Origin of the sequence: Streptomyces sp. R-74717 (assembly GCF_047305335.1) — a bacterium.
GTDB lineage: Bacteria > Actinomycetota > Actinomycetes > Streptomycetales > Streptomycetaceae > Streptomyces > Streptomyces atratus.
Window position 1 is genome coordinate 2,266,919 of record NZ_CP102361.1, and the last position, 26,697, is coordinate 2,293,615.

At 69.6% G+C, this 26,697-nt stretch carries 18 protein-coding genes and 1 pseudogene; 6 read left to right on the plus strand and 13 right to left on the minus strand.

The window, feature by feature from the left end:
• Positions 1 to 8 precede the first annotated feature (8 nt).
• Positions 9 to 800, minus strand: a complete 792-nt coding sequence (locus NRF20_RS10230) for a GntR family transcriptional regulator (RefSeq protein WP_398629942.1) — start codon at positions 798 to 800, stop codon at positions 9 to 11.
• A gap of 145 nt (positions 801 to 945) precedes the next feature.
• Between NRF20_RS10230 and NRF20_RS10235 the strand changes: the two genes are divergently transcribed.
• Together NRF20_RS10235 and NRF20_RS10240 are read left to right on the plus strand one after the other, a co-directional pair.
• Positions 946 to 1,794 carry a (2Fe-2S)-binding protein gene (locus NRF20_RS10235; protein WP_398629941.1) on the plus strand — a complete coding sequence of 283 codons (849 nt, stop codon included), beginning with the start codon at positions 946 to 948 and terminating at the stop codon, positions 1,792 to 1,794.
• A 191-nt stretch (positions 1,795 to 1,985) separates the two neighbouring features.
• The gene (locus NRF20_RS10240) at positions 1,986 to 3,062 is read left to right on the plus strand and encodes a DUF2637 domain-containing protein (protein ID WP_266356685.1); all 1,077 of its coding nucleotides are present in this window, start codon (positions 1,986 to 1,988) and stop codon (positions 3,060 to 3,062) included.
• Positions 3,063 to 3,104: 42 nt separating this feature from the next.
• Here NRF20_RS10240 and NRF20_RS10245 read toward each other — a convergent pair whose 3' ends face one another.
• Positions 3,105 to 3,467, minus strand: a complete 363-nt coding sequence (locus NRF20_RS10245; RefSeq protein WP_398629988.1) for an ATP-binding protein — start codon at positions 3,465 to 3,467, stop codon at positions 3,105 to 3,107.
• Between the two features lie 341 nt (positions 3,468 to 3,808).
• Between NRF20_RS10245 and NRF20_RS10250 the strand changes: the two genes are divergently transcribed.
• Both NRF20_RS10250 and NRF20_RS10255 read left to right on the plus strand, forming a co-directional pair.
• Positions 3,809 to 4,201, plus strand: a complete 393-nt coding sequence (locus NRF20_RS10250; protein WP_266356688.1) for a ribonuclease domain-containing protein — start codon at positions 3,809 to 3,811, stop codon at positions 4,199 to 4,201.
• Positions 4,202 to 4,296: 95 nt separating this feature from the next.
• Positions 4,297 to 4,686 carry a barstar family protein gene (locus NRF20_RS10255; RefSeq protein WP_398629940.1) on the plus strand — a complete coding sequence of 130 codons (390 nt, stop codon included), beginning with the start codon at positions 4,297 to 4,299 and terminating at the stop codon, positions 4,684 to 4,686.
• Between the two features lie 98 nt (positions 4,687 to 4,784).
• Here NRF20_RS10255 and NRF20_RS10260 read toward each other — a convergent pair whose 3' ends face one another.
• Entirely contained in the window at positions 4,785 to 7,169 is a 2,385-nt protein-coding gene (locus NRF20_RS10260; RefSeq protein ID WP_398629939.1) for a M9 family metallopeptidase, read from the minus strand.
• Positions 7,170 to 7,506: 337 nt separating this feature from the next.
• On the opposite strand from NRF20_RS10260, the gene NRF20_RS10265 reads away from it, so the two are divergent.
• Positions 7,507 to 8,979 carry an aminopeptidase P family protein gene (locus NRF20_RS10265; RefSeq protein ID WP_413752452.1) on the plus strand — a complete coding sequence of 491 codons (1,473 nt, stop codon included), beginning with the start codon at positions 7,507 to 7,509 and terminating at the stop codon, positions 8,977 to 8,979.
• 97 nt (positions 8,980 to 9,076) lie between these two features.
• Here the strand turns inward: NRF20_RS10265 and NRF20_RS10270 are convergent, their stop codons facing one another.
• The 7 genes from NRF20_RS10270 to NRF20_RS10300 all read right to left on the minus strand — a co-directional run bounded on the left by NRF20_RS10270 (position 9,077) and on the right by NRF20_RS10300 (position 15,930).
• Positions 9,077 to 9,805 (minus strand): GntR family transcriptional regulator, encoded by a 729-nt coding sequence (locus NRF20_RS10270; RefSeq protein WP_398629937.1) that lies wholly within the window; start codon positions 9,803 to 9,805, stop codon positions 9,077 to 9,079.
• A gap of 88 nt (positions 9,806 to 9,893) precedes the next feature.
• Positions 9,894 to 10,838: an ornithine cyclodeaminase family protein gene (locus NRF20_RS10275; protein ID WP_398629936.1), complete on the minus strand. Its 945-nt coding sequence runs from the start codon at positions 10,836 to 10,838 to the stop codon at positions 9,894 to 9,896.
• On the minus strand, positions 10,835 to 11,836 hold the full coding sequence (locus NRF20_RS10280; protein ID WP_413752453.1) for a proline racemase family protein: 1,002 nt from the start codon (positions 11,834 to 11,836) through the stop codon (positions 10,835 to 10,837). The genes NRF20_RS10275 and NRF20_RS10280 overlap by 4 nt, the downstream gene beginning before the upstream one ends.
• Positions 11,837 to 11,926: 90 nt before the next feature.
• Positions 11,927 to 12,835 carry a dihydrodipicolinate synthase family protein gene (locus NRF20_RS10285; protein ID WP_398629934.1) on the minus strand — a complete coding sequence of 303 codons (909 nt, stop codon included), beginning with the start codon at positions 12,833 to 12,835 and terminating at the stop codon, positions 11,927 to 11,929.
• A 111-nt stretch (positions 12,836 to 12,946) separates the two neighbouring features.
• Positions 12,947 to 14,425 (minus strand): NAD(P)/FAD-dependent oxidoreductase, encoded by a 1,479-nt coding sequence (locus NRF20_RS10290; RefSeq protein WP_398629933.1) that lies wholly within the window; start codon positions 14,423 to 14,425, stop codon positions 12,947 to 12,949.
• Complete coding sequence (locus tag NRF20_RS10295; RefSeq protein ID WP_266356701.1) at positions 14,406 to 14,732, minus strand: (2Fe-2S)-binding protein; 327 nt, start codon at positions 14,730 to 14,732, stop codon at positions 14,406 to 14,408. Before NRF20_RS10295 ends, NRF20_RS10290 begins: the two co-directional genes overlap by 20 nt.
• Before the next feature lie 37 nt (positions 14,733 to 14,769).
• On the minus strand, positions 14,770 to 15,930 hold the full coding sequence (locus NRF20_RS10300; protein ID WP_398629932.1) for an NAD(P)/FAD-dependent oxidoreductase: 1,161 nt from the start codon (positions 15,928 to 15,930) through the stop codon (positions 14,770 to 14,772).
• A 161-nt stretch (positions 15,931 to 16,091) separates the two neighbouring features.
• Between NRF20_RS10300 and NRF20_RS10305 the strand changes: the two genes are divergently transcribed.
• Positions 16,092 to 19,205: an alpha-mannosidase gene (locus NRF20_RS10305; RefSeq protein ID WP_398629931.1), complete on the plus strand. Its 3,114-nt coding sequence runs from the start codon at positions 16,092 to 16,094 to the stop codon at positions 19,203 to 19,205.
• Between the two features lie 59 nt (positions 19,206 to 19,264).
• Here NRF20_RS10305 and NRF20_RS10310 read toward each other — a convergent pair whose 3' ends face one another.
• The 3 genes and pseudogenes from NRF20_RS10310 to NRF20_RS10320 form a co-directional block, all read right to left on the minus strand.
• A complete protein-coding gene (locus tag NRF20_RS10310) occupies positions 19,265 to 21,007 on the minus strand; it encodes a pyruvate dehydrogenase (protein ID WP_398629930.1) in 1,743 nt (580 codons plus the stop codon).
• Between the two features lie 426 nt (positions 21,008 to 21,433).
• Positions 21,434 to 22,736: pseudogene (locus NRF20_RS10315) on the minus strand (protein phosphatase 2C domain-containing protein).
• Between the two features lie 127 nt (positions 22,737 to 22,863).
• A complete protein-coding gene (locus NRF20_RS10320; protein WP_413752454.1) occupies positions 22,864 to 26,622 on the minus strand; it encodes a S8 family peptidase in 3,759 nt (1,252 codons plus the stop codon).
• Between the last annotated feature and the right edge of the window lie 75 nt (positions 26,623 to 26,697).

Here is a 26,697-nt window from a genome sequence, read left to right on the forward strand (position 1 = left end):
GTGTGACGTCAGCTCTCGGCGCCGGTGAAGTGTTCCCGTACCAGCGACTGCACGACGTTCAGATCCTGGGCGATGAGCGCGTCGAGCAGGGCGGTGTGCTCGGCGGCGTCGGCGAGCAGGTCGGCGCGGCGAGTGGCGGGGGTGCTTCCCAGCGGCCATTGGGAGCGGCGGTGCAGCTCGTCGGCGACCATCACCAACTGCTCGTTGCCACAGAGTGCGAGGACCGCGCTGTGGAAGGCCCGGTCGGACTCGGCGTAACTCGCCCGGTCGCCCACGGCGGCCGCCGCAACCGTGGCTTCGGCCAGCGGGCGCAGGGCGCTCCAGCGGGCCGGGGGGACGGTGCGGGCCAGCCGCAGCATGACGGGGACCTCGATCAGGGCCCGTACCTCGGCCAGCTCGGCCAGCTCGCGCGGGCCCCGCTGGGACACCCGGAAACCGCGGTTCGGTACGACCTCGACGGCGCCCTCGACGGCCAACTGCTGCATCGCCTCGCGCACGGGAGTCGCCGAGACCCCGAAGCGGGCACCGAGAGCCGGGGCGGAGTAGACCTGCCCCGGAACCAGCTGACCGTCGACCAGCGCGGCACGCAGGGCGTCGAGGATCTGGCCGCGCACGGAGTGCCGCTGCACCGCCGGCCGCGGGGCGGGCGGCTCGCTGTGGGTGTGCTCGCCACGTACCTGCTCGCCATGTACCGGCCCGCCACGTGCCTGCTCGGGCACGCGTACGGACGCCGGGGTCGTCGCGGACGCGACGGACGCGTACGGCGGCCGCGCCTGCTCACGCGCTCTGCCCTGCTCCACTCGGACCTCCTCGGCCTGCCGTGGGCGCGGCTCGCGTGCGCCATGCCCCTCTGCACGATAGGCGGCACAGGCCGCAGTTCAAACATCGATCCATTCGGGTAAGGTAAGGCTTACCTGCAAACGACCGCGATTCGGTGGGCCCTGCATGACACTCGCCACTCTGCTTCCCGGCACCACCGCGTCCGCCGTGACGGGCGCGTACGCACGTCTGGCCGAGGTCTTCCCCGGGCTCCGCGCAGAGGTGCTGGAGGACGGCAGGACCGCCCCTCGAGGTGGCGGCTGGGTGGGTGCGGACGAGCTCGCGGCGGGGGGCGCCTCACTCGACGCCTTCCTCGCCTGGGACCACGCGCAGGTGCTGCGGGACTACGGGCAGCAGCCCCGGCCCGACGTGGTGGCCAGCTTCGGGCTGCACCGGTACGCCTGGCCCGCCTGCCTGCTGGTGACAGTGCCGTGGTTCCTGCACCGGCGGGTGCCCCGGATCCCCGTCGAGGATGTGGCATTCCAGCGGGCTCTGGGCCATCTGACCGTCCGCATAAGGGAATTCACCTGTCTTCCGGGCGATCCGGCGGCCGGACTGCCGGGCGCCCGGGTGGTCCCGGACGAGGCGGCGCTGCGGGCGGAAGTACTTGCCGCCGTGGCCGACCACATCGGTCCGGTGCTGGACGGCTTCGGACCGCGGATGCGGCGCGGCAGGCGGGCGTTGTGGGGCATGGCGACGGACGAGGTCGTCGAGGGCCTCTGGTACATCGCCCACCTGCTCGGCGAGGAGCGGCGTGCGATGACCGAGCTGGAGGCGCTCCTGCCGGGCACCACGAAGCCCTACGTCGGCTCGGCGGGCTTCCGTGAACTGACCGGGCCGAACGGCGAGTCGCTGCCCACCCGCGACCGGGCGAGCTGCTGCCTCTTCTACACGCTGCGCCCCGAGGACACCTGCGTCACCTGCCCGCGCACCTGTGACGCCGAGCGGGTACGGAAACTGACGCCCACTCATTGATCGACACCGCTCGTACGAGTAGTACTATTCGAACGCAGATCACTGGCCGCATACGGATATTCGATCAGATCCCGGCTATCCGCATGCCCTGCCAACCCAATGGCGTTCTCTTGCCCCGAAACCCCCTGAGTGCGACGGGGTTTCGGCAATCATGGCGCCCGAAATGCCCTACGCGACGCAAGGGACCGCGCATGAGACTTACCGACATATCGCTGAATTGGCTGCTTCCGGGCGCCGTGCTGCTCGTGGGGGTCCTGGCGGCGGTGGCGGTGGTCGCACGCGGCAAGCGCGCCGCTGACAATTCCGCGGCCGAGGACAGCTGGGAGCGCAGCGAGGAGCGGCGCAGACGCAAGGAGGCGCTGTACGCCACCGCCTCGTACGTCCTGCTGTTCTGCTGCGCGGCGGTCGCTGCCGCCCTCTCCTTCCACGGGCTCGTCGGCTTCGGCGAGCAGAACCTCGGCCTCTCCGGGGGCTGGGAGTATCTCGTTCCGTTCGGCCTCGACGGGGCCGCGATGTTCTGTTCCGTACTCGCGGTGCGCGAGGCCAGTCACGGTGACGCGGCGCTCGGATCCCGGCTGCTCGTATGGACGTTCGCCGGCGCGGCCGCCTGGTTCAACTGGGTGCACGCGCCGCGCGGTATCGACCACGCGGGCGCCCCGCACTTCTTCGCGGGGATGTCGCTCTCGGCAGCCGTGCTCTTCGACCGGGCACTGAAGCAGACCCGCCGGGCCGCTCTGCGCGAACAGGGCCTGGTGCCCCGTCCGCTGCCGCAGATCCGGATCGTACGGTGGCTGCGCGCCCCCCGGGAGACCTTCGGCGCCTGGTCGCTGATGCTGCTGGAGGGCGTACGCACCCTGGACGAAGCGGTCGAAGAGGTACGTGAGGACCGGCGGGAGAAGGAGCAGAACCGTCTCCGCCGGAAGGACCAGGAGAAGCTGGACCGGGCCCACATCAAGGCGCTGAACCGGCAGAACCGGGCCTGGCGCAGGGTCGGCCGGGGCGGCACCCAGGTGGACGTTCAGGCCATCGCTCCCGCGACGGGCTCCGCGCAGTCCGTCATGGAGCCCGCCATATCCGAGCCGGGTCAACTGCCCTTGCGCTCCCGGCCGTCCCTGCAGGCCGTGACGGGTCCGAGCTCCAGCGCCTCGGACCGGAACTCCAATGATCCGGTCACCGTCGACCTCACCGCCGAGGACGACACCCAGGCACTGCCCCGGCTCGATTCGCTGGAGCGGAAACTGAAGGACCTGGAGCAGCAATTCGGCTGATCTGCCACAAAAGGCCCTGATGGCCCGGTCTCTTCCGGGCTCTCAGGGCTTTTCGCCGTCCAGCTCGAACCAGACGACCTTGCCCAGCGCGCGTGCGCTGACCCCCCAGGCGTCCGCGAGGCTCTGCACCAGGATCAGACCTCGGCCATGCGTACCGTCGTCGGCGTTCGGTACGTAGGACAGCGGCATTCCGGACACGAAGTCCCGAACCTCCACCCGTAGTTTCGCGGGCGCCACACTCACCGTGACGACCGCGCCGTGCCTCGTATGGATCAGCGCATTGGTCACCAGCTCGCTGAGCAGGAGCTCCGCCACCTCGGCCGACTCGGCCCGCCACCGGTATCGCAGGAACTCCCGCAGCGCACAGCGCACTTCGCTTACCGCCGCCAGATCTGTGTGGGCCAGTCTGCGACGCAGCCGGACCGACTGCTGCCCCGGTGCCCCTGGCTCGTGCGCCGCCCCGTCTGCCACGGAATCGGCATCTCCCTGACGCTCCATCGTTTCCCCCGCCCGCACAGTGAATCGCCCCCTTCTCGACATCTCGTTTTCTCGTCGCCTGGGGATGCATGCCCCACAGGCGGGCCGCCACGCTTGTCGACTCATCAATAAGTGAACGGAGAACGGGCGGCACGGACCGGAGCGGCGGACACATCGATGTCACATTTCTGCCTCCCCGGTTAACTTCCAAAAAATTCACACCGGTTGACGTTGACGGGACCATGTCTACGCGCGTCATCATGGTGGCCATGCGAATCCCCCCACGGATCACCACGCTCGGTGGCGCTGCCGCCCTCCTGTCCGTCCTCTTCATCGGCGGCCCGGTCCCCACGACCGCAACGGCCGCCACCACCTCGGTCGGCAGCATCTGTTACTCGGCGCTGCCTGCCCAGGCGCACGACACCCTCGACCTGATCGACGCGGGCGGCCCGTTCCCCTACTCGCAGGACGGTGCCGTGTTCCAGAACCGTGAAGGCGTCCTGCCGAGCCAGAGCACCGGCTACTACCACGAGTACACGGTCATCACCCCCGGCTCCCCCACCCGGGGCGCACGTCGGATCGTCACGGGTGAAGAGGTGCAGGAGGACTACTACACCAGCGACCACTACGCCACGTTCGACCTGATCGACCAGGGCTGCTGAAGCCCGGTCCTCCGAGCCGATCCGCGCCGTAGCCCCCCCCACCTGCGGCGCGGATCACGGACTGTCGGAAGCGGCCGGACTTGTACCCTCCCCCCATGACCGTGACCTATGTGATCGACGGCTCCCGGGTCACCGGCCTGGAGCAGTTCTGGAAAGTGATCGGCGAGGCCGTGAACGGCCCGGGCGGGTACTTCGGCCGCAACTTCGACGCGCTCGCGGACTGCCTCGGCGGCGGGATGGGCACTCCGGACGACGGTGACTTCGTCTTCGAGTGGCGGGACCACGCTCTCTCCGCACGGGCCCTGGGCCATGAGGAGACGGCGCGCTGGCTGCGGCAGAGCCTGAGCCGGGTGCATCCCACAAACCGCGCGGCGGTCCAGCAGCGGCTGGACGAGGCGCTGGTGGGGCAGGGACCGACCCTGTTCGACCTGCTCGTGGAGGCCCTGACGAACGGAACGGCGCCCGGCGGGCTGCGGCTGTCGTGAGCCCCGGGCCGTGTCCGGCGGACGCGGCCCGGAGGACGGCACCGGCCGGCCGAGCGGGATCATCACTCGGCCGGCCGATGCCATGGGGGTCGTAGGGATCAGAACTCGGTGGTGACCTTGGCGCCGTCGAACTGCTCGGTGCCGTAGAGGCTGATGAAGTGGTAGCCCGGCGCCGGGTTGTTGACGGTCAGGGTGTGCTCGTTGCCCGCCCCGACGGACTTGTCGGTGTAGACCTCGGTGGTCGCCCACTCCTTCGCGCTGTAGTAGAGGTCGGCGTCACCCGTGCCGCCGGAGGCGGTGATCTTCAACTGGGTGGTGCCGGCCGGGATGAGGACGGTCAGGTAGGCGTAGTCGCCCTTGACGGCCTTCAGCTCGCTGCGCATGCAATTCCGGCCCAGCAGCCTGGTGTCGGTGTCCTTGCACTCGGTGATCTCACCGGGCGGGTTGGTGGACCCGCTGCCGCAGGCGCCAGCCGCGCAGGCGGCCAGCCAGGTGTCCCAGTCGGCGTCGTAACGGCTGCCGATGGTCGACGTGAGCAGGGTGCGGGCGCCGTCCCAGTCGCCCTTGCGGTAGAGGCCGAGCAGGGTGTCGACGTCAGAGCGGTGGGATTCGAGCATGTAACGGACGGCCAGGTAGCCCCAGTTGTACACGCGGGTCTGGTCGGCGTTCTCGTAGGTGGTGTCGAACAGGGTGCTCAGGCGGTAGGTGCGGTTCGCGGCCTGGGCGATGGCGGCCTCGTAGTCGAGCTTGCGGTACGAGTAGGAGACGAACTCCGCGAAGCCCTCGACCCACCAGACGGTCGGCGTGGTCATTCCGGCGGCGAAGTCGCCGTACATGTTGAAGCGGCCGTCGAGGTAGTGCGTGTACTCGTGGTTGAGGTTCCAGATCTGGAAGTCGGGACGCGCCCACTCGGCCTCGTAGGCGATGAACCGGGGCTGGTTGCCCTCGGCCTTGGGGTCGCCCTCCAGGTACATGCCGCCGTTGTTGGTGTCGATGCCGAAGATCACTCCGGCGTAGGTCTGGTAGTCGGCGCTGGAGTTGAAGGCCACGACCTCGATGGTCTTGTTGTTGTCGTCGGCGACCGCGCCGTTGTCCCGGGCCACCTCGTGGAAGTAGGCGTCCTGGTCGCGCAGGCTGGTACAGCTGGCTTCGAGCTCCTCCGCGGCCATGTCCTGCGCCCGGATGGTGATGCTGTCGCTACAGGTGTGCTTCACCGGCAGGACGACCTTCTCGAGACGCTCCGCGAGGTTGCAGGCGTCGTACTTCGCGCAGTTGTCCTTGTCGTAGGCGTCGACCATCTTGGCCAGGTTGACCCAGAGCGGGGCGGTGGGGCCGTCGATGGAGCTCTTGCCCATCAGGTCGATCGCCGGCGGGCTCGCCTTGTCGCGCAGCGAGTCCTCCTTGAGGAAGCGGCCGAGCTCGAGCCCCGCGTTGGCGGCCAGGAACGAATTCTTGGTGCCCAGCAGGTCGAGGTGGTTCGCGGCGAAGTCGCGCAGCGAGGTCAGCACACTGGAATCGGCCTCGATGGCGCTGATGAACTCCGGCACCTGGTGACCGCGGAACATGACCGTGTACACGCTGTTCACGGCGTTGACCATGTACCACGAGGCGTTGTACGACTCGTCGTAGTCGGCCAGCATCTTCTTGACGATGTTCAGGTAGCGGGCGTTCTCCACGGCGCTGTCGATCAGGATGATCGCCTCGGACAGGCTCTCGCCGTTGGCGTCGGTGACGTCGAAGGCGTGCGAGGAGCCGAAGAAGCCGTCGAGCGCGCCCTGGATGGCGGTGCGCAGGCGCGGCCCGTACTCCCCGACGGTGTCGGGGTCGTAGAACTGCACGTAGTAGCCGGCCCGGAGGAAGAGGATCAGCTGCGGCATGCCGGTGCTGTCGTCGCCCGGATAGGAGGCCGACGCGTCGCGCATCGCATTGGCGATGGTGACCATCTGGTCCTCACGGAAGGCGTTGTAGCCGTCCTGGCCCTGGATACGGAACAGTGTGTTGACACAGTCGGTGGTCGCCGCCTTGACCTTCTCGACCAGGGCGCTTCCGGTGTTGTTGGTGAAATCGGTGACGTTGCACTCGGCAGCGGCCGTACCGAGCTTCTTGGCGCGGCGCTTCTCTGCCTTCATCGAAGGTGCCTGGTGGCTCGGAAGCGCGGTGGACGGGTCGTCGTAGTCCCGCTTGAGCGCGTCCTTGGACGCGGACAGCGGCGGCAGGTCGGCGGCCTTGAGCGACTTTCGTTCGACGTGAGCGGCATCGTCGGCGGGTGCCGTCAGCGCCTCGGCGGTGGGGCCGCCGGGGTCCTCGGTCCGGGGTTCCGCCCGCTTCTGGGCGGCGTCCGAGAAGTGGGGGGTCACGGTCGACACGGCGGGGCGTTGCTCGACGGCCTGGCTCGGTGCCGTGAACAGGCCCACACCCAGGCATGCTGCCAGGACCGCAGTGGACAATCCGGTTATCTTTTGCCGAACCCTCAGGTTCTTCACGTGCCGCCTCCAGCGGAGTGGTGACCGCGCGACAGGGCGCGGTTGTGGGGGAATGCAAGAGGTCGGTGCCGGACCGGATCTGAAGTGCACTCACGTCGTGACATGAGCACGGCTCCTTTCCTCTTGCGCGCTGTACAATGGCACATGTCACATGTTCTTTGGAACCCCTCTCACACACATTCATCTGCGCGACAACTTCTCGTCGCGGCAAGGGATATGACGCGCGGCCCCGAACGCACCGGCCGCCACCACCGGTTTCCCGACCACCGCACCACCGTGTCCCCGGAGATCCGGAATTCCGGCCCCGACCCCGGTCCCACAGAGCCCCCGAGGAGCAATGCCCGTGTCCCGTTCCTTCTCCGCGCCCTGCACCAGCAGCCACGACCTGCCGGTGTCGCCGGCACTGGACGCCTTCATGAGTACGGCGTGGGCGGACACCCCCCTGCCGGCGGACGCCCGCGTCCCCTCCTACGACGTCACCCCGGCCCGCCGGGCCCGGCTGGCCGCCCGCTTCCCCGGCGAGCGCCTGATCATTCCGGCGGGCGCGCTCGCGGTCCGCTCCAACGACACCGACCACCGCTTCCGGCCGCACACCGGCTACGCCTGGCTCACCGGCCTCACCGGCGAGGACCAGGCCGGACACGTCCTCGTCCTGGAACCCGACGGCGACGAGCGGCACGAGGCGGTGCTGTATCTGCGGCCTCGGTCACCTCGCACCGGCCGCGAGTTCTACCGCGACCGCCGATACGGGGAGTTCTGGGTCGGGCGCAGACCCGATCTGGAGGAAGCCGCCCGGATGACCGGCATCCGCTGTGCACACCTGGACGACTGGGAGAAGCTGCTGACCGGGCCACAGCCACCGGTACGGGCGCTGGGAGGGGTGGACCCTGCCGTCGACGAACTACTGCGTTCCTGCCGCTCGTTCCAGCGCCGACGGTCGGCGCCGGCAGGACTTGAAGCAGTGCTCAGCGAGCTCCGACTGATCAAGGACCCTTGGGAGACCGGGCAGTTGCAGCAAGCCGTCGATGCGACGGTGACAGGATTCGAGGATGTGGTGCGGAGCCTTCCGCAGGCGCTGCGACACCCGCGCGGTGAGCGTTGGATCGAGGGCGTCTTCGATCTGCGGGCCCGGCTGGAGGGGAATGGTCCGGGGTACTCCACGATAGCCGCGGCCGGGGCGCACGCCTGTGTCCTGCACTGGATCCGCAATGACGGCCCCCTGGAACGCGACCAGTTGCTGCTCCTGGACGCCGGGGTGGAGACCGATTCGCTCTACACGGCCGACATCACCCGCACCCTGCCGCTGTCCGGCCGCTTCTCCCCCGTACAGCGCAGCGTCTACGAGCTGGTGCTCGCCGCGCAGGAAGCGGGCATCGCAGCCCTGCGCCCTGGGGCACGATTCCGTGACTTCCACCTGGCGGCCATGCGGGTCATCGCCGAAGGGCTGTACGGATGGGGCGTGTTGCAGATGTCCGCCGATGAGGCTCTCGACGCCGACAACGGCTTCTACCGTCGGTACACGCTCTGCAGCAGCGGTCACATGCTCGGTATGGACCTTCACGACTGCGCCCAGGCGCGTGCCGACCGCTATCTGGACGGGCGCCTGGAAGTCGGCCAGGTACTGACCGTGGAACCGGGGCTCTATCTCCAGCCCGACGACGAAACGCTGCCCCCGTCGCTGCGCGGAATCGGGGTGCGGATAGAGGACGACCTCGTGATCACGGCCGACGGCGCACACCTCATGTCGTCCGCACTGCCGCGCACCGCCGACGGAATCGAGGAGTGGATGGCCGCCGTGCTGGACGGTTGAACCGGACGACCCACTCCACCGGCCGCCCCCGCGCGGGGGCGGGGGCGGCCGGTGGAGGACGGAGTACTGTTTGAGGCTCCGGGACGAAACCGGTGGCTCAGGCCTCTGCGACCGGCAGCGACGACCTTCTGCCCCGGGTGCCTCCGGCGCCGGCGTCGTCGCCGCCCTCCTCGGCCCATATCGACCTGACATGTGACATGTGGGCCAGCATGCAGGCCTCGGCGCGCTGGGCGTCACCGGCGATCACGAGGTCGAGCAGTTGGACATGCTCCTCGGCCGATGCGGTCAGCTGCCCTGTTGCGTCAAGCCGGTTCAGCCCGAAGAGGCGCGATCGCTTGCGCAGGTTGCCGACTTCCTCCACCAGCCTGCGGTTGCCCGCCAGACTGAGCAGTTCGAGATGGAAGCGGCGGTCGGCCTCCAGATAACCGATGATGTCGTGCTCGGCGGCAGCAGCGACAATCGCCAGGGCGAGCGGCCGAAGTGCCTTCAGCTCCCTGACCTTGCCCATCCGGGCAATGCGGCCGACGGTGGGTACCTCGATCATGGCGCGGAGTTCGGTGAAGTCGTCGAGGTCCTGGTCGGTCAGCTCCGTTATGCGGAAACCCTTGTTGCGGACCGCTTCGACCAGGCCCTCACGCGCCAGGTCGAGCATGGCCTCGCGGACCGGGGTGGCGGACACCCCGAATTCGGCAGCGAGCGCGGGGGCGGAGTAGATCACGCCCGGACGGAGGTCTCCGGCGATCAGGGCCGCCCTGAGAGCGTTCGCCACCTGATCGCGCAAGTGCTCTTGCGCCGAGATGACATTGAGCGTCGACAGGCGGGCCATGTTTGTTCCTCCAACGCCGTACGGGCCCTCAGAATACAATGTCACGTTTCCGCTCGGGCCCGTCGCTCCTGACCTGTGGACAACTCGGTCAGGGCGCCGACTTCCGGTGCACCGCCGCGGCGACCGCGAGATCTTCCCACCCCATTCCGACGCTTTTGAAGAACCGGGGGCGCTCGAAGGCGGCCGGCTTCTCACCGAGGATCCGACCGGTCACCAGGTCGGCGAGGTTGCCGGCGATGTCCTCGGCGCCGAAGGCTCCTTCCGCCATCGGGATCAGCAGATCGCCCGCCTCCGACAGGGCTGCCGCCCTCGATTCGACGATCACGGCGGAGCGTGACACCAGAGCCGTGTCGACCTCCCGGGCGTCCGGGGTGTGCGAGCCGACCGCGACGACCGTCGCCCCGTCCGGTACCAGGGTGCCGTCGAACAACGGGGTTGCGGACGTGGTGCAGCAGAGCACCAGATCGGCCGTGGCGACCTCCTCGGTCCCGTGCGCCTCACCCGCACGGGCGTCCACGCCGAGTTGATGGGCGTGCTCTACCAGTGCGGCGACCCGGCGCGGGGTACGGCCGACCACGGTGACACGTTCGACGTGCCGTTCCGCGAGCACCGCGGCAAGGTGTCCGTACGCCTGGGGGCCCGTTCCGAAGAGCACCAGATGGCGCAGGACGGGCGGGGTGAGGTGGCGGATCGCGAGTGCCGACACGGCCGGTGTGCGCAGCGTGGTGAGCGCGGCCCCGTCGAGCAGGGCGAGCGGCAGCAGGGTGGGGCCGTCGAGCAGCAGATAGCTTCCAGTGATCCGTGGCAGGCCGCGTGCCGGGTTGTCGGGGGCGACTCCGGCGATCTTCACTCCGGTCACCTGATGGGTGGTGGCGGGCATGATCAGCAGTTCTCCGCCGGGCACTGTGACATGGTGCCGGGCCGGGGACGTCTCCGGATCGAGTCCCCCGCTCAGCGCCGCCTCCAGGGCGTCCAAGGCTCCGGTCGGTCCCAGTGCCTCGATGTCGTCGGCGCCGAGCAGGGGCAGGTTCACAGCAGGAATCCTTCGGGGAAGGGGTCGGACGGGTTCAGGAAGAACTGTGCGGTACCGGTGATCCAGGCACGGCCCGTGATGGTCGGGACGACGGCGGGCAGTCCGCCCACGGTGGTCTTCTCGATGAGACGCCCGGTGAACTTCGTTCCGATGAAGGACTCGTTCACGAAGTCGGTGTCCAGGGGAAGTTCACCGCGTGCGTGCAGTTGGGCCATGCGTGCCGAGGTGCCGGTTCCGCAGGGCGACCGGTCGAACCAGCCGGGGTGGATGGCCATCGCATGTCGGGAGTGGCGGGCATCGGAGCCGGGTGCGATGAACTGCACGTGTTTGAGGCCGTGGATGTCGGGATCTTCCGGGTGAACGGGCCGGTCAGCGGCGTTGACCGCATCCTTCAGGGCGAGTCCGGCCGCCAGGATGTCGTCCTTGCGCGCCCGGTCGAAGGGCAGCCCGAGGTCGGACAGCTGCACCATCGCGTAGAAGTTTCCGCCGTAGGCGAGGTCGTAGCGGACCGGTCCGTAGCCGGGTACGTCCACCGTCCGGTCGAGTGCGACGCTGAACGCGGGAACCATGGTCAGGGTGACAGCGGTGGCCGCGCCGTCCCTCACCCGGACGTCGACGCTGACGAGTCCGGCTGGGGTGTCCAGCCGTACGGTGGTGACGGGTTCGGTGACCTCGACCATGCCGGTCTCCACCAGAACGGTCGCGACCCCGATGGTGCCGTGCCCGCACATCGGCAGATACCCGGAAACCTCTATGAAGAGGACGCCGAAGTCCGCGTCGGGCCGGGTCGACGGCTGGAGGATCGCGCCGCTCATGGAGGCATGGCCGCGCGGTTCGTACATGAGCAGCGTTCGCACGGCGTCCCGGTGTTTCCGGAAGTACGCGCGCCGTTCAGCCATCGTGGCACCGGGAATGGTGCCGATGCCGCCGGTGATGACGCGGGTGGGCATGCCCTCGGTGTGTGAGTCGACTGCGTGGAAGATGTGACGTGTCTGCAAGGCTCCTCCTGGTTCGTCACGGTGAACACGAAGAACGGAAAGAACGGGCTGGGCCGGGCACTGACCGGACGTGCGACAGCAAAACGGCGCTCAGCCGAGGCCCGCGGCCAGTACCTTCTCCGTCACGGCACATACGGCGGCCGCGTCGTCGGCGGACAGGGGAAGACGTGGCGGACGGGTACGGCCGCCATGGCGTCCGACAACGTCCATGGATGCCTTGATGGCCTGGACGAACTCCGGCTTCGAGTCCCACCGCAGCAGGGGATGCAGCTCGCGGTACAGAGACAGGGCAGTTGCCATGTCACCTGTCACAGCGGCCCGGTACAGCTCGGCACAGCAGGACGGCAGCATGTTCGGACAGCCGGCGATCCAGCCGACGGCCCCGGCGAGTGCCAGTTCCAGCAGTACGTCGTCGGCGCCCACGAGCAGGTCGAGGCCGGGCGCCTGTTCGGCGATCTCGTAGGCCCGTCGGACATCGCCGCTGAACTCCTTGACTGCCACGATGCTGCCATCCTGGTGGAGAGCGGCGAGCAGGCTCGGTGTCAGATCCACCTTGGTGTCGTACGGGTTGTTGTACGCGACGACCGGAACCCCGACTTCGGCCACAGCGGCGTAGTGGGCTCGGACCGCCGCGTCCTCGCAGCGGTATCCGTTGGGCGGCAGGAGCAGCACGGAACCGGCGCCCGCCTCTGCCGCCTGTTCCGCCCAGCGCCGCGACTCCGCGCTGCCGTAGGCGGAGACGCCCGGCATGACGCGGCTGCCGTCGCCTGCCGCCGCGACGGCGACCCGGACCACCTGCTCGCGTTCGCTGTCGGTCAGGGTCTGGTACTCCCCCAGTGACCCGTTGGGCACCACACCGTCGCAACCCTCCGCGATGAGCTGTTGGACATGCGTGGCATAGGCGTCGTAGTCGATCGTGCAGTCTTCGCGCAATGTGAGCGGGGTGGCGACCATGACCCCGTGCCAGGGGCGGGTGCGCGGGTGGGCGTTCGTCTGCATCGTGGCTCCTTGAGTGGTGTGACATTCACGGCGTGGGGGGAAGCATGGGCAACAGCCGGCGGCGCGAAGTACCGAGGCGCGGCCGAGGCGTGTCGGGGAGTGGCTGCGGGTCTATCCGGGGTCGGCCAGGTCGGCGAGCGTGGACAGCCTTACCGGGCAGGCCAGCGGGCGCCGGTCGGGGCCGTCCGGCTCTTCACCGGCGCTGTGTCCGCTGCCGTGCGCGCCGGCCAGTTCGCGGACGGCGAATCCACAGGTCCGGCCCTGGCACCACCCCATTCCGGCCCGGGTGAGCAGTTTGACGGTCCTGGTGTCACCGGCTCCGAGCTCCTCGCACGCGGTACGGATCCGGCCCGCGGTGACTTCTTCGCAACGGCAGACCTCCGTGTCGCCGGTCAGCCATTCGCTCCACCCCGCCCCCGGCCGGTGCACAGCACCCATCAGCGCGGAAAAGGCCCGCAGACGGCGTCGGGAACGACGCAGAGCGACCGCTCTGCGTGCCGCTGCCCGCTGCACACCGCCCCGCATCTCACGAATGACCGACAGTGCCGCCAACTCTCCTTCGCAGAGAGCGAGTTCGACGCCGCCGATGCCGCCGGCCTCTCCCGCCGCCCAGACCCCCGGCACGGTGGTCCTGAGCTGCTCGTCGAGGGTGACCACATGCGTGCCGTCCGCGCAAGCGCGCGTACCGCAGCCCGCCGCCACGGCGAGTTCCAGCTGGGGAACGAGCCCGTGACCGACGGCGAGCGCATCGCAGGCGATCGTGCGGCCGGTCCCCGGCACAGGGCGCCACCGGCGGTCCACCCGGCTGACGGTCACCGCCTCCACCCGGTCGTCGCCGTGCACCTCGGTCACCGCCCGGTGAGTCAGCATTCGAACTCCGGCGCCGGTCAGTGCCGCCCCGTACCGGACGCCTTCCGCCATCTTGCCGGGGTTGGCGGCCAGCACCCGGGGAGCGCGCGCGTACGCCCCGTAACCGGACGCTTCGATGAGTGCGGGAACGCTCGCACCGGCGCGCGTCAGCGAGAGAGCGACGGCCTGCAGAAGCGGGCCGCTCCCCGCGACCACGATCCGCCGGCCAGGCAGCACCAGGCCGGACTTGAGCATGGCCTGGGCGCCGGCCGCGCTCACCACGCCCGGAAGCGTCCAGCCGGGGAAGGGAAGTTGACGTTCATGGGCGCCCGTCGCCAGCAGCAGTCGGCGGGCCCGGACAGCGGAACGCTGTTCCCCTTCGGCTCCGGTGACGGCGTGCAGGATCCAGTCGCCTTCACCGGCTCGTTCGACCGTCCACACCTGATGGTTGGGGAGATGGCGGATCGCGCCGGAGCCGCGATGCGTGGCGAGTCGTGCGGAGAGTTCGGCGAAGACGGGCCAGCCGTGGTGGAGGGCGCCGGGCCGGGTCGCGCCGAGCCCGCCGGGCGGGCTTCGGTAGTACTGCCCGCCGGGCGTGACGGCCGAGTCCAGCAGAACCACGTCGAGCCCGTGATCGGCCGCGGTGACGGCGGCGGCCAGGCCGGCCGGTCCCGCGCCCACCACGGCGAGTCCTGCGCAGTCCGCGTCCCGTGGGCGGCGTTCATCTGTCGAGTGCGGCATGCCCGTCGCCCTTCTGTGTGGTGATGGCGTCGCCGGGGCGGGCGGGAAGCAGGCATGCACGCTGGTTCGGCCGGCCGTTGACCGTGGCCAGGCAGTCGTAGCAGGCACCGATGCCGCAGAAGGCTCCCCGCGGCCGGCCGTGGACCCGAGTGGTGCGCCAGGTCAGGATGCCCGCAGACCAGAGGACGGCGGCGATGCTCTGCCCCGGCAGTCCACGAACCGGGCGCCCGTCGAAAGTCAGCTGGAATTCCGGTTCGGGCTGCGCCGCGACGAGCTCGGCCGGGGTACGTGCACGGGTACGTCTCACAGGGTCCTCTCCTGGGGCACGCGAGCCCCCTTCGCAGTCATGCGACATGGCACGTGGTGTCGAAGCGTTCCGGGGCGAACGGTCCGAGATCGAGTACCGGCTGCCGCCCGGCGATCGCGTCGGCGATCAGCAGTCCGGTCGCGGGGGCCAGCCCGATCCCGGCCCCTTCATGGCCGCAGGCGTGGAAGAGGCCTGGCACCCGGGGGTCCGGGCCGATCGCCGGCAGATGATCGGGCAGGTAGGGGCGGAACCCGTGGTAGGCGCGCATCACCCGCACATCCGCCAATACGGGGAAGAGAGCGGCGGCCTGGGCGGCCATTCGGGCGACCGCCGGAACCGACAACGTCCGGTCGAAGCCGACCCGTTCGCGGCTGGCCCCGATCAGCACCGGCCCCGACGGGGTTCCCTCCACCACGGGCGAGGTCTGCAGCGCCGCGGACCCGCTCGACACATCGGACAGGTACTCCGCCGCGTAGACCTTGTGCCGGATCAGCCGCGGCAACGGCTCGGTGACGAGCACGAATCCCCTGCGCGGCAGGACCGGCAGGTCCACCCCGGCCATTGCGGCCAGGTCACCGCCCCAGGTGCCCGCCGCGTTGACGACCACCGGGGCGCGCAGTTCACTCCGTGCGGTGCGCACCCCGCCTACCGCACCATCCCGGTCCCTGAGTATCCCGACGACTTCCTCCCCCGGGCACAGGCGTGCTCCGGAGCGGCCGGCTGCCCGTAACAACTCGGCTGCGGCCAGAGCTGGTTGGACCTGAGCGTCTTGCGGGTAGTGACAGCCTCCGGCGAGGTGCGGTGCGAGGTGGGGCTCGGCATCGCGGAGCCGGTCGGATGTGACGTGGTACGCCTCGACTCCGGCTCCCCGCTGGGCGGCGGCCGTCGTGGACAGGGTGGTCAGGGATTCCTCGGACGCCGCCACGACCAGGCCGCCCTTGATCTCGTACTCGATGTCCGAAGAAAGTTCTTCCGACAGTTCGCGCCACAAGGAGACGGAGAGCAGGGCCAGTTCCAGTTCGGGTCCCGGCAATTTGTCGGAGACCAGGAGGTTGCCCTCCCCGGCTCCGGTGGTGCCTCCGGCGACCGGCCCTCGGTCGACGACGGCTACGGACAGTCCGGACCGGGAGGCGTAGTAGGCGCAGGCGGCACCAACCATTCCGGCCCCGACGATGACGACATCCAGGGGCTGTCTCATGAACACGACAGTAATATGTCACATTGTTTTGGCGCCGCCAAGGGTGTGTGCAGGGACAGTTGATCAACCGTCACCCCGTCGCGCCGTTCGCAGGGGTGCCGGTTCCGCCGCCGGGGAAGTGGAGCCATGAACGCCCCAAGGCGCCGAACCGAGGAGCCGTGATGCACAACGACCGCACATTGGTGGAGGACCGCCTCGAAAGGGCCCTGCACCAGTTCATCCGCCCGGCCCAGTACCCGGCCCGGACCCCGCTCGCCCTCTCCGTCCGGCACATCCCCGGCGAACCCGTACCGGTGGCCGAGGTACTGGAGGGAACCTACGAGCCGTTCAGGGCAGGTACGGAGTGGGGGAAGCCGTGGTCCACCAGCTGGTTCCGGCTGGAGGGGACGGTGCCCGAGGACTGGGCGGGGCGGCGCGTCGAGGTGGTCGTCGACCCCGGCTTCTCCGGTCAGGGGCCCGGATTCCAGGCCGAGGGGATGCTGTACGACACCGCGGGCGTTCCGCTCAAGGGCATCCACCCGCGAAATCGGCATCTGACGGTCGCGTCCCCGGCCATCGGCGGTGAACCGGTCTCATTGCTCCTGGAGGCGGCGGCCAACCCGGCGGTTCTGGAGGACGGCTTCGCGCCGACGCCGCTCGGGGACGTGACTACGGCGGGTGACCGGCCCCTCTACCGGTTCGCCTCCGCGGACCTCGCCGTGCTGGACGAGGAGGTCTGGCATCTCGTTCTGGACATCGAGGTGCTCTCCGAGCTGATGCGGGAACTGCCCGTCGACCGGTCGCGGCGGCACGAGATCCTGCGGGCGCTGGAGCGCATGCTCGACGCACTGGATCTGCACGATGTGGCGGGCACGGCGCGAGCCGGCCGGGGCCGGCTCACCGAGGTGCTGTCCCGGCCGGCGTCGGCGAGCGCACACCGGATCTCGGCCGCCGGGCATGCGCACATCGACTCGGCGTGGCTGTGGCCGCTGCGTGAGACGGTACGCAAGGCCTCGCGCACCTTCGCCAATGTCACCGCGCTGGCCCAGGACTATCCGGAGCTGGTTTTCGCCGCGTCGCAGGCACAGCAGTACGCCTGGGTGAAGGAGCATCAGCCGCACATCTGGGAGCGGATCAAGCAGGCCGTGACGGACGGGCAGTGGGCGCCCGTGGGGTCGATGTGGGTGGAGTCCGATGCAAATATGCCGGGTGGTGAGGCGCTTGTCCGGCAGATCGTGCACGGCAAGCGGTTCTTCGAGCAGGAGCTGGGGGTGGAGACGGAGGAGATCTGGCTGCCGGACTCCTTCGGCTGCACGGCTGCCTTCCCGCAGCTGGCGCGACTGGCAGGGGTGAAATGGTTCCTGACGCAGAAGCTGTCCTGGAACCAGAGCAATAAAATGCCACATCACACCTTCTGGTGGGAGGGCATCGACGGGACCAGGGTGTTCACTCACTTCCCTCCTGTGGACACCTACAACGCACAGTTCCATGGCCGCGAACTGGCCCATGCGGAAGGGAACTTCGCGGAGAAGGGACCGGCGACGCGCTCCCTCGTCCCGTTCGGCTGGGGTGACGGCGGGGGCGGTCCGACCCGCGAGATGCTGGAGAAGGCACGCAGGCTCAGGGATCTGGAGGGTTCGCCCAGGGTCGAGATCGAGAGGCCGTCGGCGTTCTTCGCGGCGGCCGAGGAGGAGTACGGGCCGCAGGCACCGGTCTGGTCCGGTGAGCTGTATCTGGAGCTTCACCGGGCCACGTACACCACCCAGGCCAAGACCAAGCAGGGCAACCGGCGCAGCGAACACCTGCTCCGTGAGGCCGAGTTGTGGGCCACCACGGCGGCGCTGCGGACTCCCGGCCACCCCTATCCGTACGAGGCGCTGGACCGGCTGTGGAAGACGGTGCTGTTGCATCAGTTCCATGACATCCTGCCGGGCTCGTCGATCGCCTGGGTGCACCGGGAGGCCCACGAGACATACGAACGGGTGCGGGAGGAGCTGGCCGGTCTGGTGGCGGACGCGGTGGCTGCGCTGGGTGGGGCCGAGGGTCTCGTGGCGCTCAACTCATCGCCGTACCACCGAAGTCAGGTGGTCGAGCTGAACGCCGAGGCGAGCGCGGTGCTGCCCTCGGGCGCGCATGTGCAGCCGCTGGGCGAGGGGCGTACGGCGGTGCTGGCCGTGACACCCGGGCTGGGCGCGGGTCTGCTGGACGGTTCGGCGGTTGTGGAGCACGCGGTCACGGTGACCGGCTCGGCGGACGAGGGTTTCGTATTCGACAACGGGCTGCTGCGGGTCGTGGTCGACGGCGACGGGTTGATCGCCGCCGTCCGCGATCTCGGGGCGGGGCGGGACGCCCTCGCCCCCGGTCACCGGGCCAACCTCCTCCAGTTGCATCCGGATCACCCCAATCACTGGGACGCCTGGGACATCGACCGCCACTACCGCCGCACCCGCACCGATCTCACCGACGCCGACTCCGTCGAACTGGTCGAGGAGGGGCCGTTGCGGGCCGCCGTCCGTGTGATGCGGTCGTTCGGGGCGTCGCGCATCGTGCAGGAGATCCGGCTGACCGCCGGCAGCCGGCGGATCGACATCGACACCGAGGTGGACTGGCGGGAGTCGGAGAAGGTCCTCAAGGTGTCGTTCCCGCTCGATGTGCACGCCGAACGGTCGACGGCCGAGATCCAGTTCGGGCACATTCACCGCCCGACGCACGACAACACCAGCTGGGACGCGGCCCGTTTCGAGATCTGCGCCCATCGCTGGCTGCGGGTCGCCGAGCCGGGGTACGGCATCACCCTGCTCAACGACTCGACGTACGGGCACGAGGTGACCCGGACCCCGCACGGTTCGGGCCTGGGCACGACCGTACGGCTGACGCTGCTGCGCGCCCCGCACAGCCCGGACCCGGAGACCGACCTCGGCAGGCATCGGTTCACGTACGCGCTGGCGCCGGGCGGTGAGGTCACGGATGCGGTACGGGAGGGGCTGGCGCTCAATCTGCCGTTGCGGGCGGCCGTTGCGCCGGTCCTGCCGCCACTGATCAGTACCGGGCATCCGGCGGTCACGGTGGAGTCGGTCAAGCTCGCCGAGGACCGCAGCGGTGATGTGATCGTGCGGCTGTACGAGTCGGCGGGCGGGCGGGCCGATACGACGCTGCGCGTCGGATTCCCCGTCGTACAGGCCCGGATCACCGACCTGCTGGAACGGCCGCTGCACAAGGCGGACACCGGTGAGCACGGTCTCGTACTGTCGCTGCGGCCGTTCCAGATCCTGACGGTCCGCCTGACCCCTGCATGAGGTCCCGGCCGGCCCCGGCGTGAAGTCCCGGCCAGTCCCGCCCCGCTGCTCGGGCTCGCTCAGGGGCGGGGCACGTTCCGCAGGTTGGAGCGGGCCATCTGGAGCATCCGGCCGACTCCGCCGTCCAGCACGATCTTGCTGGCGGAGAGCGCGAAGCCGGTCACCATCTCCGCGCTGATCTTCGGCGGGATGGAGAGCGCGTTGGGGTCGGTGACGACATCGACGAGCGCCGGGCCCTTGTGCTTGAAGGCGTCCTTGAGGGCGCTTTCGAGTTGCTTGGGCTTCTCCACCCGTACGCCGTACGCCCCGGCTGCCCGGGCGATCGCCGCGAAGTCCGGGTTCTTGTTGGTCGTACCGAACGACGGCAGGCCGGCGACCAGCATCTCCAACTCGACCATGCCGAGCGAGGAGTTGTTGAACAGCACGACCTTCACCGGCAGGTTGTACTGCACCAGGGTGAGGAAGTCACCCATCAGCATGGTGAATCCGCCGTCGCCGGACATCGACACCACCTGCCGGTTCCGGTCGACGAACTGGGCGCCGATGGCCTGCGGCAGCGCGTTGGCCATCGAGCCGTGGCTGAACGAACCGATGACGCGGCGTTTGCCGTTGGGAGAGAGATAGCGGGCGGCCCAGACGTTGCACATCCCGGTGTCGACGGTGAACACGGCGTCGTCGTCCGCCAGATCGTCCAGCACCGAGGCGACGTACTCCGGGTGGATCGGGATGTGCTTCTCGACCTTGCGGGTGTACGCCTTGACCACGCCTTCCAGCGCGTCGGCGTGCTTCTTCAGCATCCGGTCGAGGAACTTGCGGTCGGTCTTGGTCTTGACCCGCGGGGTCAGACAGCGCAGCGTCTCACGGACATCGCCCCAGACCGCCAGATCCAGCTTGGAGCGGCGGCCGAGGTGCTCGGGGCGCACATCGACCTGGACGATCTTCACATCGTTGGGGAGGAAGGCGTTGTACGGGAAGTCGGTGCCGAGCAGGATGAGGAGATCGCACTCGTTGGTCGCCTCGTAGGCGGCGCCGTAACCGAGCAGTCCGCTCATGCCGACGTCGTACGGGTTGTCGTACTGGATCCATTCCTTGCCGCGCAGCGCGTGCCCGACCGGGGCCTTCACCCGCTCGGCGAACTCCATCACTTCGGCGTGGGCACCCGCCGTGCCGCTGCCGCAGAACAGTGTCACACGTTTCGCCTCGTCGACCATCCGGCAGAGCTTCTCGATCTCCTCGTCACCGGGCCGTACCGTCGGCCGCGAAGTGACCAGGGCATGCTCGACCGACTTCTCCGGGGCGGGCTGCGATGCAATGTCACCCGGCATCGATACGACGCTGACGCCACCTCGGCCGATCGCGTGCTGAATGGCCGTCTGGAGCAGCCGCGGCATCTGCTGCGGATTGGAGATCATCTCGTTGTAGTGACTGCACTCCTGGAAGAGCAGCTCCGGATGGGTCTCCTGGAAGTAGCCGAGACCGATCTCGCTCGAAGGAATGTGCGAGGCGAGGGCGAGAACGGGTGCCATGGAGCGGTGGGCGTCGTAGAGGCCGTTGATGAGGTGCAGATTGCCGGGGCCGCAGGAGCCCGCGCAGGCGGCCAGGTCACCGGTGATCTGGGCCTCGGCACCGGCGGCGAACGCGGCGGTCTCCTCGTGCCTGACCTGGATCCACTCGATGGCCGAGTTGCGGCGGATGGCGTCGACGACCGGGTTGAGACTGTCGCCGACGACGCCGTACATACGCTTGACGCCCGCCCGGGCGAGGATGTCGACGAACTGCTCCGACACGTTCTGCTTGGCCATGGGTGCGTACCCTTTCCGCGCTTCGGCTTCCGGACTCCGCATCCATCAACCCATGGCGCGCGCGGTTACGCCTCCCAGACGCCGACACTCGTACGGTCGTCGGAGTACCGTTCCTGAAGACTGAGCGGGAGTGAGTCCCGACAGCCGCACGCCCCGAACGGTCTTGGGCGCACTGGTCCCCGGCGTACTCAACCCCGGGGCGGCGACACGCATCCCGTGCGTGGTCCGATCTCGGGAGGCCAGTTCCCTGCGCGACCTGGCCATGTGGATACGGCCAGAGGCGACGGGGAGGCCCCGAACCATCACTCCGGTAGAACGGGGGCCCCGCACGCTGGCGCCGCACCCGGCGTCCCAGATCACACGATCACGTTAACCGGGTCGGCCCAGGGCACCGCAAGCCCGCGAGCGGACCATCACACGATTGAGCTAAACCGACGTTATGCGCACTCCCCGGCGAGCAGTTACCAACCCCTTCACCCTGAGCTGGGTGTCCGCGAGGAAAGTGGCGAGCCCGGGTGCCTGGTCAGGGGTCCAGCGTTCGGCGAGCTCCTGGGCGAGCGAGGGCTCCGCGCGCGGGGGTTCAGTGAGGCCGCTGCTGCGCAGCAGCAGGGAGTCCCAGCTCGGCGGCGCGGGCGCGCAGCTTGCCGTAGCTGCGGCCGGTGAGGCGGTGCAGGCCGGATTTGAGGTCGCCACGGCGGCCGGCCCTTATGTCCTCGGAGAGCCGGACATGGCTGCGGCCGACGGCACCGCCGATCCAGCGGCAGGCGTCGGCCGCCGCCAGATGCGCCCGCTCGGTGGCGCGGGCCCCGGTGGCGACGGCGACCAGGACGAGCGCACTCCTGTCGGTGCCGAAGCGCACGGTGAGCAGCGCATCGCGGCGGGGCTCGCCCCGGAACCGTGCGGAGTCCCCGCGCACGGAGGCGGCGCGCAGGGTGTACGTGCCGTATCCGGCGCCGTCGAGCACGGTGTCGGCGACGAGACCGTCCAGCTCTTGGGGGACGGTGGCGGGCGGTGCGGTGGGCTCGGCGTCGTAGGTGGGCGGCCGGTCACCCACGTGGCCGACAACGGGGCGGAGTGGGGCGGGTGCGGGTACGGCGGGTACGCGTTCCGGCCCGGGTGCAGGTGCCTGTGCGGTGACCGTGGTGACGGGGGCTTGCGGGGCGGCGGATCCCTCGCCCACCGGCCGCCTGGGCAGAGGCGGCGCCGGCGTGGACGCCCCGTCGGCGATGCACGGCTCGGGCGCGGGCTCGGGCCCCGGCGGCAAGTCCGGCCCCGACGGCAGGTCAGCGGCGTCCGGAGGACCGGCCGGAACCGGCGGTGCGGCGAAGGTGCGCGGCTGCGAAGGGCCGGCCGGGGACGCACCCGGGCCGCGTATGGGCGCAACCGGCGGCTCCCACGGAGCACGCACCCGCACCGGCTCAGGCGCCACGGGCGCGGACGGCGCAGACCCGGCCGGCGCGACCGGCGAAGGGGGAGGCGCGGACGGCGGTGGCGGCCCAGCCGACGTGCCCGGCGCCACCGCCGAAGGCGGAAGCAGAAGCCCAGCCCCCTCCCCCGCCCCGTCAAGCCCCCCGGGCCCGCCCTGACTCACCGCGTCCGACGCCGAGTCGAAGCGGTCGTCGAGACTGTCGGCCGCGCTGCTCGCCCCGGTGTCCCTGGCGGTCTCGTCGTACAGCCTGCGCCACCAGTCGTCCTCGTGGGCGGCGGACCTCTCCCCCTGCTGGCTCATGCCCTTATTGTCCACCGCACGGGCCTTAAGAAAACGGGGCATCCGGAAAAAGTGGCCATGAAAAAGGGTCCGCCGGGCGGCCCCACCCCCCACGGGGAGGACGCCCGGCGGACCGGTCAGAACATGATCAACGCACGGCGTACGCGTCGTTCACGGTCTGGATGACGGAGTTGCCGTTGGCGTCCGTCAGTTCGGTCTTCAGGGTGACCGGCTTGCCGGCCGCGCCCGCGTGGTTCACGGTCGCGGTCCAGTGGCCGCCCTGCTGTGCGGTGGTGGCCCGGGTCCAGGTCTCGCCATCGTCGTACGAGTAGGAGACCTCGGCGGCGACCAGCTTGCCGGGCGTGTAGCCCGCGTGGCCGGTGACGCTCAGGCCGATCGTCTGGCCGTCCTTCGCCGGGAGGGTCTTGAGTCCGTCGGTCTCCAGGTCGTAGCCCGGGAAGAGCAGCGGGATCCCCTGCGAGTAGACGTTCTCGTCCCGCTTCGAGCGGAACTTCCAGGTGGTCTCGGTGTGGGTGGACCGCTTCCACACGGCTGCGGGCTGACCGAACTTGGAGGTGTCCATGGTGAGTTCGTACGCGGCGTCCCCGGCCGGGACGGTGAAGACCCCGGACGGCCAGCCGGACTCGCCGAGCACCTCGCCACCGCTGGTCAGTCGCATGTTGCCGATGTCTCCGAAGGAGCCCTGGAGACCGGCGTGCTCGGTGTCGCTCCAGAAGCCCGGGGCGACGCCGATCACGTTGTCCTGCCGTTCGGCGGCGAGCTGGACCTTGCCCGCGGCGTCACGCGGAGCGGCCGGGACCGGGATGCCCCGGTACCAGTTCTCCGTGCGCTCGGAGCCTGCCGTGTAGGTACGGGGCTGGTCGACCATGTACTCGCCAAAGGGGAAGCTGGAGGAGAGATACCGCTCCCAGCCGGTGTCGCCCGCCGAGTAGTACTCGGTGCGCTTGCCGGGGACAGCGACGGTGTCGAAGCCACCGGAGTAACTCCCGCCGTACGGACGGTTGGTGATCATCGTGTCCATGTAGTCGGCCGCGACGCCCATCGCCTCGTACGTGGCGGTGGACTTGCCGAGCTTGCTGTCACGCACCTTGTACGTACGGTCCGAGGTGACCGGGCCGGTCTCGGGGAAGGCGAGGTTGTAGACGAACGGGCTGGCGGCGGTGGCCTTCCAGCTCAGCTTCACGGGGCCGTCGGCCAGGGCGGCCTTCAGGGCGTCGGCCTCGCTCGACTCGATACCGAGAGAGGGCAGCGGCGCCGGACCGTATCCGACGGACGGCCTCCAGGGGCCCGCGGACGGCCGGTACGCGATGACCGCCTTTGCGCCCGCGGCCTCGGCGTTCCGCGCCTGAGTGGCCATCATCCCGTCATCGGCGATCTTGACCAGGGCGATCTTGCCCGAGACACCTGCGGCCTTCAGCTCCTCGGGGGTGCCGGTTCCCGCGTCGACGAGAGCGGCCTCCCCGGTACCGTCGAGGTTGACGGAGCCGGTGCTCGCCACCGTCGGGTGCAGTGCGGCGCCGCCGACGACCGACAGCTTCTCGATCTGCGGGGCGTACGCGCGCCAGAGGCTGGCGAACTCGAAGTCGCCGTCACTCGCCTTGCCCTGCACGTCGGCCAGGTAGTTCATGCCGGTGCCGGTGATGGAGCCTGAGTGCTGCCAGACGTCGTCCCAACTGCGGCCGAAGGAGAGCGTCGTGGAGCGGCTCTCGGAGGCACGGTCCTCCGTCTTCACCTGGATCCGGTGGGCCTTGCGGGCGTCCAGTACCAGGGTGGTGTCCTTGGTGACGTTCAGCTGCGGCCTGGCGAGGTAGCCGACGGACTCGACCAACTGGCCTGTGGCGTCCTTCGTGTCGGGCGTGGTGATGAAGCTGGAGACGAAGTACGCGCCGGGGCGGACCTGGTAGACCTGTTCGGTGGCGCCGTCGTTGAAGCGTCGCTCACCGCCGGCGGTGTCGGTGCCGATGAGGTCCACCGAGGAGGGGCCCGTGGCGGGCTTGCCGGTTCCGTCGACGAGCTTGACGCGCAGCGTGACGGTCTCCGGTCCGACGTACATCGAGAACGGGGTGGAGACCTTGACGCCGTCGGGCCCGGTGGCGAGCACACGTCCGGTGACATCGCCGTACTGGGATGCCTTCAGCTTCGCGGTCGGGTCGATGTGCAGCGGGACCTTGACGGTGGCTCCGGCCGGGACGGTGACGGTGCTCGCGTCGAGCTTGGCGGCCAAGGAGCGGACGTCCGAGCCGTCGTTGCCGGTGACGCCCTGCACCTTCAGCGACAGCTTCACCGGCTCGGTGCCGGAGTTGGTGTACGGGACGTCGACCGTGGTGCGGTCGCTCTTGTCCTGCGGCCAGTTGAACGTACCGCCCTGGACGGCGGGGGCGCCGACGACGGTGGTGTCGATGGCGGCCTTCACGTCGAGGCGGCCACCGCCGGTCTCGCGTACGTCGCCGGGGATGTCGCTCTTCGCGGACGACACCAGGGCCGCCTTGATCTGCTGAGCGGACCACTTCGGGTGACGCTGCTTCACGATGGCTGCGGCGCCCGCGACATGCGGGGTGGCCATCGACGTACCGGACATCGTCCGGTAGGCGTAGACGCCGCGGCCGCCTGCTGCGGCGGCCGAGATGCCGACACCGGGAGCGGTGATCTCGGGCTTGAGGGTGTGCGATCCGTTCACGGGTCCGCGGCTGGAGAACTGGGCCGTGGAGTCGTCGCGGTCGACGGCGCCGACGGTCAGCACGCTGGGGGCGCAGCCCGGCGAGGAGACGGTGTTCAGCGCCGGTCCCTCGTTTCCGGCCGCGATCACGAACAAGGTGTCCTTGCTCTGGGCGAGTTCCTCGGCGGCTACGCTCATCGGGTCGGTGCAGTCGGTCGGTGCCGGGCTGCCCAGGCTCATGGAGACGACGTCGGCCTTCTGGTCGACGGCCCACTGCATACCGGCGATGATCCAGGACTCGGCGCCGGAGCCGCTGTCGTTGAGGACCTTCCCCGCGAGCAGGTCTGCGCCGGGGGCGACGCCCTTCTTCTTGCCGTCGCCGGCCGCGCCGGAGCCGCCCACGGTGGAGATGGTGTGGGTGCCGTGCCCCTGCCGGTCGTCGGTGGTCTCGGAGTCGGTGAAGTTCTCCGAGGCGGCGATCCGGCCCTTGAGGTCGGGGTGTTCGGCGTCGACACCCGTGTCGAGCACGGCGACCTTGGTGCCCTTGCCGTCGTATCCGGCAGCCCAGGCAAGGTCGGCGCCGATCTGCTTGGTCGACTTGTCGAGAGTGGCCTGAACCTTGCGGTCGAGCCAGAGCTTCTTCAGACCCGAGGCCGAGCGGGAACGGGTGTCGGTGACGTCCGACCAGAAGTCGGCGGCCTTCTCCTTGTCCGCCTTGAGCGCAACGCCGTCGATCGCGTCGAGTTCGAGTCCGCGCTTGGCACCGCGCGGGGTGGCGGGCGCGGAGCGGGCCACGTCCTTGCCGTAGACCGCGATCAGCGGCAGCGACTTGGTGCTCGCGTCGTCGTAACCCTGACGGATGAGCCCGGTGACGTTGAAGAGTTCCTCGTCCACCGTGCCCGCGGCCAGCGCGTCGGTGGCGGTGTCGGGGTAGACGTAGAGGTCCTTGCCGGACTGCCTGGTCTGTACGAGGGGGACGGTGCCGTCCTCGCGCGGCAGTGCGACGACCGATGCGGCCCCCGAACTGTCCGTGCTCACCAGGACCTTGTCGCCGGTGACCAGGGTGACGGTGACCGGCTTGTCCCCCTTGGCGTCGGCGGCAGCACTGCCGGTCAGTGGTCTCTTCGCGGTCGTCTCGTCCTGCGGCGCTGCCGCGGACGGTGCGATCGCGGTGACGGCCAGGACGGCGGCGGTGGCCACTCCCAGTGCCGTACGCGATATCGGGCGCATCGCTCTCCCCAAGTAAAACCGGAACGCCTCTGAACAAACCGCAGCATTCCGGAGGTTGTTGGTACTGCGGTGGCG